Below are 14,578 nucleotides of genomic sequence, written 5' to 3' on the forward strand. Positions count from 1 at the left end.
AACCCTCCTATGCGCGCGCGCACACGGACCTCCATCCTCGCCCTCCTGGGCATCCTCGTCCTCCTGTTCCTCATCGGGTCGCTATGGGACCTGCAGATCTCCGAGAGATTCCACGACCAGTCCAACCTCTTCGGCGTTCTGGGCGCCGCATTCGGTGAATGGCCCTCCGGCCTGGCGCTGGTCATCGCAGGAACCATGCTGATCCTCGCCCGCAACCGGGAGCGACGCGCCGCAGGCGTCGGCCAGATCGTCGGAGGTGTGGTGTTGGTCCTCCTGGGGGCGGTCCTGACCGTGCTGATGCCGGGCCGCTACATCGACCTCAACCTGGCGCTCCTCGTCGTGATCGGGCTTGCCGCAGTAGCCGGGGCCGTGTGGCTCGCCCGCTGGCTGACCACGGAGGCGGATCGGAAGGTGGTCGTGCGCACGGCGCTCGTGCTGTTCCTCGTGGTGCTGGCCGAGATCGTCCTGGTCAACGTCGTCAAGGTGGTGTGGGAGCGCCCCAGGCTGCGGTTCCTCGCCGAGTTCCCCGAGGTGGCCTTCCAGCCCTGGTACGTCATCGGCAACGACGCCAAGGAGGCCTGGCTGGCCAAGGGCATCGACTCGGAGGAGTTCAAGTCGTTCCCCTCGGGTCACAGCGCCAACGCCGCGGCCCTCATGCTCCTGGTGATCCTGGCACCGCTCAAGCGGGCGTGGGCCAGGCACGAGACGCTGCTGCTGTGGATCGGGGCGGTGTGGGGCCTCCTCATCGCGCTCTCCCGCATCATCGTCGGCGCCCATTTCGTCAGTGACACCGTGGCGGGTTTCGCCATCACGTTCGCGATGGTCCTGGTGGCCGTGCGTGTTCTCAGGACCCGCGTGGGGTCGGCACCGGCACTCGAGACGGCCGCGGCATGATGGCCGCGCTCAAGCACCGCGACCTCATCAGCCGCCTCACCCTCGAGGAGAAGGCCGGCCTGACGTCCGGAGCCAACTTCTGGAACACCAAGGCCGTCCCCCGAGTCGGGATCGAGTCCATGATGCTCACCGACGGCCCCCACGGCCTCCGCAAGCAGGGCGGCAAGGCGGACCACCTGGGCCTCAACAAGTCCATCCCCGCCACCTGCTTCCCACCCGCCGCGACCCTCGCGAACAGCTGGGACGTCCGCCTCCTCGACGAGGTGGGGCAGGTCCTCGGCGCCGAGGCCGCCGCGGAGGACGTCAGCGTGCTCCTCGGCCCGGGCCTCAACCTCAAGCGCAACCCGCTCGGCGGGCGCAACTTCGAGTACTTCTCCGAGGACCCCTACCTCTCGGGCACGCTGGCCGCCGCGATGGTGCGCGGCATCCAGAGCGCAGGCGTCGCCGCTTGTCCCAAGCACTTCGCGGTCAACAGCCAGGAGACCCACCGCATGAACGTCGACGAGATCGTCGACACCCGCGCCCTCCACGAGCTCTACCTCGAGGGGTTCCGCATCGCCGTGACCGAGGGCCGCGCCCGCACCGTCATGAGCGCCTACAACCAGGTCAACGGCACCTACGCCCACCAGCACGAGTACCTGCTCACCGGGGTGCTGCGCCGTCGGTGGGGCTTCGACGGCATGGTGGTCTCCGACTGGGGCGGCACCGTCGACCGCGTGGCCTCCCTCCAGGCAGGCGGCAGCCTCGAGATGCCCTCGGCCGACGGCATGACCGACCGCGACGTCGTCGAGGCCGTACGCGCCGGCCGCCTCGACGAGGCCGTCCTCGACGCCCGCCTCGACGAGGTGCTCACGGTGCTGGCCGACAGCCGCGAAGCGATGGGCGGGGGCCGCCGGATCTCCGAGGCCGACGCGCACCGGGCCGCCGTCGACGCCGCCCAGCGCTCCGTCGTGCTGCTCAGCAACGACGGCGTCCTCCCGCTGGTGGACCCCGCGCAGCGCGTCGCGCTGATCGGCGAGTTCGCCGACGTGCCCCGCTACCAGGGCGCGGGCAGCTCACTGGTGAACCCCACCCGGCTGACCACCGCGCGCGAGGAACTCGCCCGGAGCGGGCTGCGCATCGCGGGCTACCAGCCCGGCTTCGACCGCCTCGGCGCCCCCTCCCCGCGGAAGCTCGAGAGGGCGCTCAGGCTGGCGTCGCGGGCTGACGTCGTCCTGCTCTTCCTCGGCCTCGACGAGGCCGGCGAGACCGAGGGCCTGGACCGGACCCACATGCGGCTGGCGGAGAACCAGCTGGAGCTGCTGCGCCGCCTGATCGCCATGGACCGCCGGATCGTGCTCGTCCTCTCGGGCGGCGCACCGGTGGAGCTGCCGTTCGCCGACGACTTGGCCGCCGTCGTGCACGGCTACCTCGGCGGCCAGGGCGGCGGGGAGGCGATGGCCGCGGTCCTGACCGGCCGCGTCAACCCGTCGGGCAAGCTGGCCGAGACCTACCCGCTGCGCTACGAGGACGTGCCGTCGTCGGCCTACTACGCGCGGGCCGAGGCCACCGCCGAGCACCGCGAGTCCATCTTCGTGGGCTACCGCTACTACGACGCGGTCGACCGCCCCGTGCAGTTCGCCTTCGGGCACGGGCTCAGCTACACCACGTTCGAGTACTCGGACCTGGCCGCGACACCCCGGCTCGCCGAGGTGACCGTCACCAACACCGGCGCCCGCGCCGGGGAGGAGATCGTCCAGGTCTACGTGTCGGGGCCGGACCGGGCGTTCCGCGCTCCGCGGCAGCTCGCGGGCTTCGCCAAGGTGGCGCTGGCCGCCGGGGAGTCCGCCCGGGTCGCCGTCGAGCTGCGCGAGCACGCCTTCGACTACTACAACGTCGACGTCGACGGCTGGGTCACCGAGCCGGGCCGGCACGAGGTGCTGGTGGGGGCGTCGTCGCGGGACATCCGGCTCAGTGCCCCCCTCGACATCGACGGTCAGGAGATCCCCTTCCCCTACCGCGACCTCCACCTCCCCGGCTACGGCACCGGCGACGTCAAGGCCGTCACGGCCGACGAGTTCTCGGCGCTGCTGGGCAGGCCGCTGCCGCCGTCGTCGTGGGACCGGACGCGCCCGATCGGCCGCACCGACCTCATCGCCCAGCTCCGCGGGCGCCGCGGGCCGGGCCGGGCGCTCGTCGGGGCGATCTCGCTCGCGCACCGCGTCCTGATGCGGGCCGGGCGCCCCATCGAGGCCAACTACACCCACTTCATCCTGGACCTCCCGTTCCGCAGCGTCGCGCGGATGTCGGGCGGCCGGGTGGACATGCCGATGCTCGACGCCGTCCTCCAGATGGTCAACGGGCACCTGATGCGCGGCCTCGGCCGCCTCATCCCCGCAACGCTTCGGCACCGACGCTCGCAGCGCACCTCCCACCAGCCCGAAACGAAGTGAGGACACTCGTGAACACCCGTCGTCAGAGGAAGGCTGCCGTCGTCGCCGAAGTGTCGGCTGACAAGGCACTCAAGAAGCAGAGGGCGGCCGAGCTGGCCGCGATGCCCCCCGCCGAGCGGAACGCGGCCAAGGCCGCCGACCGCGCCGCAGCCAAGGCCGCCGCGGCCCAGCGCAAGGCCGAGATCAAGGCCATGCCCCGCGCGGAACGCAAGGCCGCCAAACGCCACGACCGCGTGTACCGCATGGTGTGGCACCGGCCGCGCCGGGCCGTGGTGTGGGTGGCGGTGCTGCTGGTGGTGGCCCTCATCGCCGCGACCGTCGCGCCCTACGTCCGCGACTTCTCCCGCATGTTCTCCATCAGCATCGACTCCTCCACCCCCGCCGGCGAGGCCGCACGCGCCCAGGGTGCCCTGATCGCGGAGGAGATCTCCGACGAGGGGATCGTCCTGCTGCAGAACGACGACGCCCTGCTCCCGCTGGGTGACAAGGGCGTCAACGTGTTCGGCTTCTCGTCCTACACCATGCGCTTCGGCGGCGGCGGCTCCGGCGGCGCCGACCAGTCCGCCTCCAAGGACCTCTTCCAGGGCCTCGAGCAGGCCGGCGTTGCCTACAACGAGGACCTGCACGCCTTCATGCAGGCCGAGGGGGCGGGGGCCTCCGGGGGCAGCGGCAACGGCCTGCTCCAGATCCTCTGGTCCGCTGTGACGGGGGGCGGCGACGAGCCGCACGAGCCGGACATCGCCTACCTCACCGACGACGTGGTGGCCCAGGCGCAGTCCTTCTCCGACGTCGCGCTCGTGGTGATGGGCAACGACGGCGTCGAGATGCAGGACTTCACCGTCGACGAGCTGCGCATCACCGAGGGCCAGCGCGCCCTGCTGGACCGGGTGACCGGCGCCTTCGACAACGTCATCCTGGTGGTCAACAGCGGCAACGTCATGGAGCTGGGCTTCCTCGACGACTACCCGCAGATCAAGTCCGCGCTGTGGATCGGCACGCCCGGCCCGCTCGGCACCGTCTCGCTCGGGAAGATCCTGAGCGGCGAGGTGAACCCCTCCGGCCGCCTCACCAGCACCTACGCCTACGACGTGTCCAGCAACCCCGCGGCCGAGAACTTCGGCAACTACCGCTACGACAACATCAAGGGTCGCGGCCTGCTCGAGTACGAGGAGGGCATCTACGTCGGATACCGCTACTACGAGACGCGCTACCAGGGCGACGAGGCGGCCTACGCGGCGGCGGTGCAGTTCCCCTTCGGCCACGGCCTGAGCTACACGTCGTTCGCCCGTGAGGCCGCGGAGATGATGGTCACCGACAAGACGGTCACCGTCGACGTCGAGGTCACCAACACCGGCGAGGTGCCCGGCAAGGACGTGGTGCAGGTGTACTTCTCCGCGCCGTGGACCGACGGCGGCATCGAGAAGTCCGCCGTCGAGCTGGCCGGCTACGCCAAGACGTCGCTGCTCCCCCCGGGCGCTTCGGAGACCGTCACCGTCGAGTTCCCGGTGCGCGACATGGCCTCGTGGGACATGGCCGGGCAGGCCTACGTGCTCGAGCAGGGCGCCTACGAGATCAAGGTGGGCCGCGACGTCCACACGTTCGACTCCACGTTCCCCTTCGACGTGGCCGCGGACGTGGTCTTCGGCACCGACGAGGTCACCGGCACGGCGCTCGAGGGTCGCTTCGACTACGCCGACGGCGGCCTCACCTACCTGTCGCGTTCCGACTGGGACGGCACCTGGCCCACCAGCGACGACATGGAGCTGACCGCCTCGCAGGAGCTGCTCGACGCCATGGCCGCCGCGACCCCCGTCGCCGACGGCGAACAGCCCACCTTCGGCGCTGACAACGGCATCCAGCTGGCCGACCTCAAGGGACTCGACTACGACGACCCGGCCTGGGATCAGTTCCTGGACCAGTTCACGCCCGAGGAGATGATGAACCTGTTCAGCCGCGGCGCCTACCAGACCTACGGCGTGGAGCGCCTCGGCGTGCCGGAGGCGATCCTCCTCGACGGCCCGGCCGGCATCAACTTCCTCTTCGGGCAGGTCACGGCCGCGTCGTACCCGACTCAGGTGGTCATCGCCTCCACCTGGAACGACGACCTGGCCCGCCGCATGGGCGAGAACGTGGGCGACGAGGCCAACGCCTACGGCGTGCAGGGCTGGTACGCGCCGGGGATGAACCTCCACCGCACCGCCCAGGGCGGGCGGAACTTCGAGTACTTCTCGGAGGATCCGCTGCTGTCGGGGAAGATGGGCGCCGCGATGACCGCGGGCGCGCAGAGCAAGGACGTGCTGGTGTTCATGAAGCACTTCCTGCTCAACGACCAGGAGGTCAACGCGCGCTCCGGCGTCAACGTGTGGGCCAACGAGCAGGCCATCCGCGAGCTGTACCTGCGGCCGTTCGAGATCACCGTCAAGGAGGCCGACGCCAGCGGGGCGATGTCCAGCTTCGTGCACATCGGCCACAAGTGGTCCGGCGGCAACCCCGAGCTGCTGCAGGACGTCCTGCGCGGCGAGTGGGGCTTCGACGGCGTGGTCAGCACCGACGCGGTGCTCGGCGGGTTCATGGACAACCGGCTGGCGGTGCGCAACGGCAACGACCTCATGCTCGACGTGCTGAGCCCCAGCGGCAACATCCGGCAGTTGGAGAAGGCGTACGAGGAGGACCCCGTCGGGATCGGCAACGGGTTGCGGGACCGCGTCCACACGCTGTGCTACTCGCTGCTCCGGACGACGCTGTTCCAGTAGGTGCGAAGGGGGCGCGGCCCTGGTCTGGTGGCCGGGGTCGCGCCCTCCGTGCGTCTGCGGGGGTCGCGTCTGGCGGCTGGGTGGGGGGAGTTGAGCCGATGGATGGGCTCGCGGCGTGGGTCACGCTCACGCCAAGCGTGAGTCCCGCCACGAACCCATCCATCGGCTCAACGCACACCCCGGCCAGGGGTCCTCGCCGGGTCTGCAGGGTTCTCCGGTCCGCGCAGGCCTGTGCGGTGGATCTGGTGGCGACTACCCGCCCACTCCTGCCGGTGAGGGCCGGCCCCCGACGGGCCCCACGCGGGCCCCGCGGTGGTTGAATCGGAGACATCCGTCCCCGACCCTCGAGGAGTTCCCATGGCCCGATCCCTGGAGGGCCGCGTCGTCGCGGTGGTGGGCGCCACCGGCGTCCTCGGCGCGGAGATCTGCCGGGTGCTGACCGCGCGCGGCGCCGTCGTCATCCGTTCTGGCCGTCGCGGCGAGGTCGACGTGGTGGTGGACCTGCAGGATGCCGGCTCGGGTGACGCCCTCGTCGCTCACGCCCGGCAGCGGCACGGCCATCTCGACGGTGTGGTGATCGCCGCCGGGGTGGTGGCCTTCGGTCCGCTGGCAGACACCGAGGACGAGGTGATCGAGGAGTTGTTCCTCACCAACGCGATCGGCCCACTGTGGCTGGCTCGGCGCCTCATTCCCGCGCTGGCGGAGACCCGCGGGTTCCTCGTGAACCTGAGCGGGGTGGTGGCCTCGCAGCCGGTGGCGGGCATGGCCGCCTACTCCGCCTCCAAGGCCGCAACGGCGGCGGGGTTCGCGGCGCTGGGCCGCGAGCTGCGACGCTCCGGGGTGCTGGTGTGCGATGCCCAGCCGCCCCACACCGAGACTGGGCTGGCCACCCGCCCCCTCTCCGGGCAGGCGCCCGCGATGCCGCGCGGGCTGGACCCCGCCGTCGTCGCGGAGCGCGTCGTGGCCGCGGTCGAGCGCGAGGAGTCCAGGGTGCTCGCCGCCGAGTTCGTCTGACTAGGGCGGTTTCTCGTCACCCTGAACCCGTTGCCCCGAGAAACCAAACCGAAGCCAAACCCGCTGGTCAGCAGGCGGTCCCGGTTTCCGCTCCGCCGAGCGGGTCCCGCCGCCGGACCGTCCGCCTAGCCTGACTGGATGAACGACAGGTTCGCAGGCCCCCGAGTACTCAGATCCGGCGACGGCGACGTGACCGGCGCAGGCAACAACCTGGATCGATACCTGCTCGAGAGCGCCGCCTCGGGCGGGAGTCTCGCCGTGGTTGAGCACACGCTTGAGCCGAAGGTCCTGGCCGCTCCGGTGCATCGCCACAGTAGGGAGGACGAGTACAGCCTTGTGCTCGACGGCACCCTCGCCGTGATGGAGGAGGGCGAGGTGGCCACGGCCACCCGCGGAGACTTCGTCTTCAAGCCGCGCGGACGATGGCACACATTCTGGAACGCAGGCGAGGACCAGCTCCGCGTGCTGGAGATCATCTGCCCCGGGGGGATCGAGGCACTCTTCAGACGGCTCGCCGAACCCGGCGGGGAGTACTCGCCGGAGACGCTCCCCGCCCTGGCTGCGGAGTACGGGGCAGAGGTGGATTTCGACGCCACCATGGTCCTGGTGGAACGGTACGGGCTCAACTTCTGAAGCGCCGGCCTGGGACAGCTCTCGACTGGGTTCGCGGTGTGGGTCACGCTCACGCCACGCGGGAGACCCGCCACGGGTCAGGCCGGCGCGACGATGTTCCCGGCCAGGAAGAACACCCAGAACGCGACGGTCAGGCCGCTCGCGGCGATGCCAACCCACACCGGCCAGTGCCGATCCTGACGCTGGATGGCGTACACGCCGAGGGCGAGTCCGACCAGCGAGAACGAGATCGCGGCCAGCGGCAACAGCTGCGAATTGGATACCGTCACCTCGCCCTCATCGGCCGACGGCGCGGTCCAACTCATCAGCAGCGGCACAGCCAGCGCGACGAGGGCCACAAGACCGAATCCGAAGGAGGACCACGCCGCAAGGGTGGGGCGTGGAGCGGGGCCAGGTGGGGCCGGATTCCTCCGGTCGATCACGACGATCACCCCGACGATAGCGATGGCGAGCACGACTGCCACAAGTGTGACGAACATGGCCCCTCCCGGGATCTCACCGCCCTTACGGGCATATTTACATGCTATTCCTGGCTGAGGCCGCCCGTTCGTCATCGAGCATGTCCTCTGGCCCGAATGCCCTTCGTTCATCTACCCGGGGGGAGCCGTCTGTGCATATGCACGCAGAACGCTCCACAGGGAGAATTGCGCAGGTCTCGAAGGGTTCGACCGCGACGCCCACGACGCCTCATTGAGTGTCGGATCTCGGACGACAGACCGACCATGATCCGACACTCCGCGGCGCCTTCGGCGCGCCCGGCGCCGGGGAGCCGAGACTCCCCCTCAGCCCTCGTCCCCGACCGGGCGGCCCACCGTCATGACCTGCAGGGTCTCCGGGTCGAACCGCGCCGCGATGCCCGGGTCGAGGCGCGCCCCCAGGCCGTCGAGGACGGTGGTGAAGAAGGCGCGTGCTGCCACGGCGAACACGATGTCGGCCACCTCCGCTTGGGACAGGCCGGCGGCCGTCAAGGCATCGACGTCGGCCTGCTCGACGGTGCTTGGATCTGTGGCCACCTTCGTGGCGAAGGCGTAGACCGCCGCGTCCGAGGCGTCCAGCGTGGAGCCGTCGGGTTGATCGACCAGGTGCTGGAGCGTGTCCGGATCGTTGCAGACGTCGCGGAGGAAGCTCGCGTGCGCGACCGAGCAGTAGGTGGAGCGGAAGGCGCGGGCGGCCGCGATCGTCGCCAACTCGAACCTCCGTCGGTCCATGCCGCCGCGGATGGTGAGGTTGAGGGAGGCCCAGGCGTGGGCCACGTCCGGGCGGGACGAGAAGCATCCGGCGTAGTCGGGCAGGAGCCCCCAGGCCTTGCGCTGGGAGGCGTACCAGTCGGCGAGCGGGCCCTCGGCCTCGGACTCGGGGATCGAATCGATGAACATCCCCCATTCTCACGCCCTGCCGGGGCCGGTAGCACCGTTACGGGGGATTCAGCGCCGTGACACAATCTCCCATGCGAATCGCGCGACGAGGGGTGCTCGGGCTCGGCCTTGCCGGCCTGGCCGGCTGTGCCGCCGCGCCGTCGGTGTCGGAGTCGCCGAGCGCGGTGGAGCCCGCCCGGCCGTCTGCTTCACAGCCTTCGCCGGCTACACCGTCGCCCAGCGTCGAGCCGACCCCGAGCCCGTCCCGGACGGCAATGCCGCTCCTCAGCCGCGACGACATCGTCGCCCGCTACGGCGGCCGAACCCCCACGCAGTGGGGGCTGGAGGTCGACGGAGTGGTGCTGCGCAGCGAGGCCGAGCCCGCCGTCGTGACGCTCGACGCCTGCGGCGGCCGCAACGGATCCGGCTACGACGAGGCCCTCATCGCGGTTCTCCGCCGGCTGCAGGTGCCGGCCACGCTGTTCCTCAACCTGCGGTGGATCGACGCCAACCCGGGCATCGCGCGTGAGCTCGCGGACGACCCGCTGTTCGAGCTCGCCAACCACGGCACCGCGCACAAGCCGCTGTCGGTCGGCGGCGCGGAGGCGTACGGCATCCCCGGCACGGCGTCGGTGGGGGAGGCCTACGACGAGGTGATGGGCGGGCACGCCCGGCTGGCCGAACTGACGGGTGAGCCGCCGCGGTGGTTCCGATCCGGGACGGCGCACGTCGACGACGTCGCGGTGGAGATCGTCGCCGAACTCGGCCAACGCGTGGTCAACTTCGACGTCAACGCCGACGCGGGCGCCACCTTCACCCCCGCGCAGGTGCGGCAGTCGATGGCCACGGCCACGGCGGGCTCGATCTGCATCGGGCACTTCAACCGTCCGGGGTCCGGCACATCAGACGGCATGGCGGAGGCGCTGCCGCGCCTACTCGACGGCGGGCTCACGTTCGCGCGCCTACGGGACGTGCTCGGCCCCCTGGGCTGAGCTCCAATCACGCCTACCGACTGAGCGCGCGGGCCGCGGCGTCCGTCTCGATGTCGGCGTCGATGAGCGCGAAGGCGTCGTAGCCCGCCAGCTCGACGCGGATCCTGGCGACGGCGTCGCGGATGACCGGGTCCGTCAGGGCCTTCCGGACCGCGGAGCGGATCCTGTTCCGGCTGGGGGTCTCGGACCGCAGGTCTACGGCGAGGTGAGTCACGTGCGCCCGACCGCTCCAGGCAGCCAGACCGTCCGACCCCGGACGTCTGCGTCCCAGGTCACAGCTCCGCGGGCCCCTGCCGCGACTCATCTGACTTGGTCGGAGTCTACCGACGAGCGCCGACAGAAACCGGTGGCGGGGGTTACGGTCGGGTCATGACATGGGGAGAGACTCTGCGCGACCAGTTGGACTTCTACTGGGCGGTGCACCTGTGGCCGCGACTCGAGGGTCTGACCGACGACGAGTACTGGTGGGAGCCGGCCGACGGCGCCTGGACTCTGCGGCCCGACGCTGACGGCGCGCTGCAGCCTGAGTCGCTGCCGGTCGAGCCGCCCGTCCCGCCGGTGACCACCATCGCGTGGCGGGTCGCGCACATCGGCCGCGACGTCCTCGGCAAGCGGGCGCGCGCTTTCTTCGGTGACCCGTCGCTCCCCGGCGGCGCGCTCCCCGGCGACGACGCCATCATGTTCGACCCGCGCTGGTGGCCCGAGCCACTCCCCGCCACCGCCGACAACGCCCTCGCCTTCCTCCAGCAGGCCTACGCCCTCTGGCGCGACGGCGTGGCCGCCCTCGACGACGACGCCCTCCTCCTGCCTCTCGGCCCGAAGGGCGAGCATCACGCCGAGCAGTCGATGGCGGCGCTTGTGATGCACATCAACCGCGAGGTGATCGCCCACGGAGCGGAGATCTGCCTGCTCCGCGACCTGTATCGCGCCCAGCGCGACGGCCGCGACCCGCTCGTCGCGGCGGCCCGGCGGGGAGATCCGGCGGAAGTGTCGCGGCTGCTCGACGGCGGGGCAGAGGTGCCGCCGTCGCTGCTCGTCGAGACGGCGGGCCTGCGGCACTGGGACGCGGTGCGCGCGTTGGTGGAGCATGGCGCCGCCGTCGACGCCGGAAACCCCAGCGCGCTGCATTACGCCGCCGCCGCGGGGGAGCTGGCCACCGTCGAACTGCTGCTGGCCCACGGCGCCGACCGCGCCCTGCCGGACGCCCAGTTCGGGATGGCGCCCGCGGTGTGGGCCGAGCACTTCGGCCATCCCGGGGTGGCGGCCCACCTGTTGGGCGACGACACAAAGTAGGCATCGCTGACGCCGCTCACGTCGCGCTAAGAAGCGGGCCGCGAGGTCCGGCCGAGGCCCAAGGTCGCGCGGTCCCCACCGTCAGCGGACGACGCCCTGACCGGGGATGAGGAGCTTCTGGCCGATGTAGATCAGGTTGATGTCCTCAAGCTTGTTGTAGACGGCGATGTCCACCCAGCGCTTGCCGAATCGCTGGGCCAACCCCGAGACGGTGTCGCCTTTGACCACCGTGTAGATGAAGTCCTCACTGGGCTTGCCCACCTTGATGACCTGCCCCACTTTGATCAGACTCGCGTCCTTGATCTCGTTCCACGCCGTGAGGTCGGCGACGCTGACCTTGTACTTTTGCGCGATCTCACTCAGCGTGTCGCCTGATACCACCGTGTGGGTCGGGGTGGGTCCCTGGTTCTCGATCATCCGGGTCTCCTCACGTTCGCCCGCCATGGCGGCGGGCCCAAGCCGCACGCTAGCGCCGGGCGGCGCCGTCGCGTGGGGATTCGGTGGACGCGAGCAAGAAGCCACCGTTTTGCGAGCCACGGTTGCCACCGTTTTACGGCGAAAGCAGCCACCGATTTTCGAGCTTCCTCGCCCAACACCCCGGAGCCTCCTCCCGATCGACGAGTTCCAGCGGGTCCCGGGACTCACGGTGGCTCTCAAGGCGGCTATCCAAGCTGACTGGTCCCCGCGCGACGTCTCGTCAGCGCTGCTACTCGGAAGTTCTCAGGGGTTCGAGGGCGGCCAGGACGAGGTCGAGGCCGAAGGTGAACTCGTCTGCCGGGTCGTAGCCGGCGGCGACGAGCGCTGCGGCGGACTCGCTCAGGTAGGGGAACTCGTCGGGCGGAAGCTGGGGCAGGAAGACGTCCTCGGCCATGTCGGCGAACTCGTCGGCGTTGTCGAACGGCAGGCTGGCCTCCTGGAGGGCGAAACCGTAGACGTAGACGTCGAGCAGCCAGTTGGCGTGCGTCGCCATCACCACAGAGAAGCCGGCCCTCCGTAGGCAGGCGGTGACCGCCTCGCGGTGACGGAGGTGGGTCAGCCCCGGCGCTGTCCGCGACTCCATCAGCCCGATCGCCCACGGGTGGCGTGCGAGGACCTGGCGGGCGGACGTCGACCGCCGTCGCATCGCCGTCTGCCAGTCGGTGTCCTCGGGAGGGAGCTCGATCTCCTCGAACACCACGTCGATCATGGCGTCCAGCAGCTCCTCCTTGTTCGCCACGTAGTGGTAGAGCGACATCGCGCCCGCGCCGAGCGCGTCGGCCAGCCGGCGCATGCTCAGGCCGTGGACCCCCTCGCGGTCGGCGAGCAGGATCGCCTCGGCCACCACCCGCTGCTTGCTCAGCCCCTTGTCCAACGCACCTTTGCTCTGCTTCCTCGCTGGCATGATCCCTCGCTCTCCCGTGAGGCTTGACAGTAGTACATCGTACGACCATAGTTGGACGTACAGCGTACGACGTACGGTGTACGAGCCTTTGAGGCTCTCGGTTCGAAGGTGAGGAGGCTCCAGTGGAGACAGGACAGCGACAGGATGCGGGAACCCGATCGGCACCGGAGGCGAGCGCGGCGGCGATGATGCGGGCGGCCGTTCAGCAGCGTTACGGCCCGCCGTCGGTGCTTGAGGTGTCCGAGGTCGCGCGGCCTCAGCCCGGCCCGGGCGATGTGCTCGTCCGGGTGGGCGCGGCGGCGGTGCACGTGGGCGACTACTTCGTCATGACCGGTGAGCCGTACGTGCTGCGCCTGGTGTACGGGCTCCGACGGCCGCGCCTCGGCATCCCCGGCCGCGACCTCGCCGGCGTGGTTGAGGCGGTCGGGACGGATGTCACAGCCATCCGCCTTGGCGACGAGGTGTTCGGCTGGAGCACGGACGGAACGCTCGCGGAGTACGCCTGCGTCCCGGCGGACCACGTCGTTCCCGTGCCCGCCGGCCTGTCGAGCGTGGCGGCGGCGGCGGTGCCCACGTCGGGCCTGGCGGCGTTGCAAGCGCTGCGCGACATCGCGGACGTCCAGCCCCGCCAGACGGTGCTGGTCACGGGCGCGTCGGGCGGCGTGGGCTCTTTCGCCGTCCAGATCGCCAAGGCGTTCGGCGCCGAGGTGACGGGTGTGTGCAGCACCCGCAACGTGGACCTGGTCCGATCGCTCGGCGCCGACCACGTCGTCGACTACACGCAGACCGACTTCACCGCTGCCGGGAGGCGCTACGACGTCATCCTCGACAACGTGGAAGCTCACCCCCTGTCGGCTGTCCGCCGAGCGCTGGCCCCTACCGGCACCCTCATCCCCAACAGCGGACGCGGCGGCCGCTGGCTCGGCCCACTGGGCCGGATCGTGAAGGCGCGATTGCTGTCCGGGTTCACCCGTCAGCGGCTGAAGCCGCTCGTCTCGGTCGAGAAGCAGCAGGACCTGCTGGCCCTGGCAGACCTCCTCGCGACGGGCCAGGTCAGGCCGCTCATCGACCGCACGTACCCCCTCGACGAGGCAGCCGACGCCCTCCGCTACGTGGGGGCCGGGCACACAAGGGGGAAGGTGGTCGTCACCCTCTGACGACCGCATCGACGAAACCGCCGCGCTGCCCGCTCTCGTAGACAGGCATCTCGTCGTAACCGTTTGGCGGCGCCACCGACGAGAACGACCCAGCACGCGCTCCCCGGACCCGTCCACCTGGGCCGAAGAACCGCACCTCTCAACAGAAGGAAGAACCCATGACCAACGCAACGAACACCGCGACCCCGCTCTATGCCCCGCCGGTCCCCGTGCAGGCCAAGCTCGCCGCCGCGTGGACCAGCTTCATGTTCCTCTACATCTACGTCGACTACTTCCATCTCCACAAGCCCGGCGTCATCGACAACCTCCGCGCCGGCGTCGTCTTCGAGTTCGCCATCAGCCCGACGCTGCTGACCGCGATGCTCGCGTCCGTGGCGGTGCCGGCCCTGATGGTGATGCTCTCCATGACGCTGCCCGCCCGGGTGAACCGCGCCACGAACCTCGTCGCCGCGACGCTCTACATCCCCTACTCGGTGGTCAACGCGGCAGGGGAGTCCTGGGATTGGGTCTTCTTCTACGGCCTGTCCATCGGACTGGAGGTGCTGCTCCTGGCCTTCATCCTGCGTTCCGCCTGGACCTGGCCGCGCGCCGCATCACCAGCGCCCCTGGCAGCCCATCCTTTGGCTCACCATTTCGGCTAGGGGCCCACGTCGGTCGGAAGGGGACTGTACTTC

The 14,578-nt window shown here is 70.4% G+C and carries 14 protein-coding genes; 9 read left to right on the plus strand and 5 right to left on the minus strand.

Annotation, left to right across the window (positions count from 1 at the left end; genetic code table 11):
• The first annotated feature begins 9 nt into the window (after window positions 1-9).
• The 5 genes from ACZK5D_RS11435 (at window position 10) to ACZK5D_RS11455 (ending at window position 7,726) form a co-directional block, all read left to right on the plus strand.
• Complete coding sequence (locus ACZK5D_RS11435; RefSeq protein ID WP_463665349.1) at window positions 10-894, plus strand: phosphatase PAP2 family protein; 885 nt, start codon at window positions 10-12, stop codon at window positions 892-894.
• Window positions 891-3,326 (plus strand): glycoside hydrolase family 3 C-terminal domain-containing protein, encoded by a 2,436-nt coding sequence (locus tag ACZK5D_RS11440; RefSeq protein ID WP_463665350.1) that lies wholly within the window; start codon window positions 891-893, stop codon window positions 3,324-3,326. The genes ACZK5D_RS11435 and ACZK5D_RS11440 overlap by 4 nt, the downstream gene beginning before the upstream one ends.
• Before the next feature lie 8 nt (window positions 3,327-3,334).
• Entirely contained in the window at window positions 3,335-6,079 is a 2,745-nt protein-coding gene (locus ACZK5D_RS11445; protein WP_463665351.1) for a glycoside hydrolase family 3 protein, read from the plus strand.
• A 357-nt stretch (window positions 6,080-6,436) separates the two neighbouring features.
• Window positions 6,437-7,093 (plus strand): SDR family NAD(P)-dependent oxidoreductase, encoded by a 657-nt coding sequence (locus tag ACZK5D_RS11450; RefSeq protein ID WP_463665352.1) that lies wholly within the window; start codon window positions 6,437-6,439, stop codon window positions 7,091-7,093.
• Between the two features lie 138 nt (window positions 7,094-7,231).
• Window positions 7,232-7,726 (plus strand): cupin domain-containing protein, encoded by a 495-nt coding sequence (locus ACZK5D_RS11455; protein ID WP_463665353.1) that lies wholly within the window; start codon window positions 7,232-7,234, stop codon window positions 7,724-7,726.
• Between the two features lie 77 nt (window positions 7,727-7,803).
• On the opposite strand, the gene ACZK5D_RS11460 is transcribed toward ACZK5D_RS11455, so the two are convergent.
• Complete coding sequence (locus tag ACZK5D_RS11460; RefSeq protein ID WP_463665354.1) at window positions 7,804-8,205, minus strand: hypothetical protein; 402 nt, start codon at window positions 8,203-8,205, stop codon at window positions 7,804-7,806.
• A 303-nt stretch (window positions 8,206-8,508) separates the two neighbouring features.
• Complete coding sequence (locus ACZK5D_RS11465; RefSeq protein WP_463665355.1) at window positions 8,509-9,102, minus strand: carboxymuconolactone decarboxylase family protein; 594 nt, start codon at window positions 9,100-9,102, stop codon at window positions 8,509-8,511.
• Window positions 9,103-9,356: 254 nt separating this feature from the next.
• Here ACZK5D_RS11465 and ACZK5D_RS11470 point away from each other — a divergent pair, with 254 nt between their 5' ends.
• Complete coding sequence (locus ACZK5D_RS11470) at window positions 9,357-10,073, plus strand: polysaccharide deacetylase family protein (protein ID WP_463665356.1); 717 nt, start codon at window positions 9,357-9,359, stop codon at window positions 10,071-10,073.
• A 13-nt stretch (window positions 10,074-10,086) separates the two neighbouring features.
• Here ACZK5D_RS11470 and ACZK5D_RS11475 read toward each other — a convergent pair whose 3' ends face one another.
• Window positions 10,087-10,287 (minus strand): hypothetical protein, encoded by a 201-nt coding sequence (locus ACZK5D_RS11475; protein ID WP_463665357.1) that lies wholly within the window; start codon window positions 10,285-10,287, stop codon window positions 10,087-10,089.
• A gap of 155 nt (window positions 10,288-10,442) precedes the next feature.
• On the opposite strand from ACZK5D_RS11475, the gene ACZK5D_RS11480 reads away from it, so the two are divergent.
• Window positions 10,443-11,366, plus strand: a complete 924-nt coding sequence (locus ACZK5D_RS11480; RefSeq protein ID WP_463665358.1) for an ankyrin repeat domain-containing protein — start codon at window positions 10,443-10,445, stop codon at window positions 11,364-11,366.
• A gap of 81 nt (window positions 11,367-11,447) precedes the next feature.
• Here ACZK5D_RS11480 and ACZK5D_RS11485 read toward each other — a convergent pair whose 3' ends face one another.
• Together ACZK5D_RS11485 and ACZK5D_RS11490 are read right to left on the minus strand one after the other, a co-directional pair.
• Window positions 11,448-11,783 (minus strand): LysM peptidoglycan-binding domain-containing protein, encoded by a 336-nt coding sequence (locus ACZK5D_RS11485; protein ID WP_463665359.1) that lies wholly within the window; start codon window positions 11,781-11,783, stop codon window positions 11,448-11,450.
• Window positions 11,784-12,072: 289 nt separating this feature from the next.
• Window positions 12,073-12,747, minus strand: coding sequence for a TetR/AcrR family transcriptional regulator (locus tag ACZK5D_RS11490; RefSeq protein WP_463665360.1), 675 nt, complete (start codon window positions 12,745-12,747; stop codon window positions 12,073-12,075).
• A 122-nt stretch (window positions 12,748-12,869) separates the two neighbouring features.
• Between ACZK5D_RS11490 and ACZK5D_RS11495 the strand changes: the two genes are divergently transcribed.
• Both ACZK5D_RS11495 and ACZK5D_RS11500 read left to right on the plus strand, forming a co-directional pair.
• Window positions 12,870-13,904, plus strand: coding sequence for an NAD(P)-dependent alcohol dehydrogenase (locus ACZK5D_RS11495; RefSeq protein WP_463665361.1), 1,035 nt, complete (start codon window positions 12,870-12,872; stop codon window positions 13,902-13,904).
• Between the two features lie 158 nt (window positions 13,905-14,062).
• On the plus strand, window positions 14,063-14,545 hold the full coding sequence (locus ACZK5D_RS11500) for a DUF6326 family protein (protein WP_463665362.1): 483 nt from the start codon (window positions 14,063-14,065) through the stop codon (window positions 14,543-14,545).
• Window positions 14,546-14,578 lie beyond the last annotated feature (33 nt).

The sequence above is a fragment of the Tessaracoccus yangjingae genome (genome assembly GCF_055326235.1).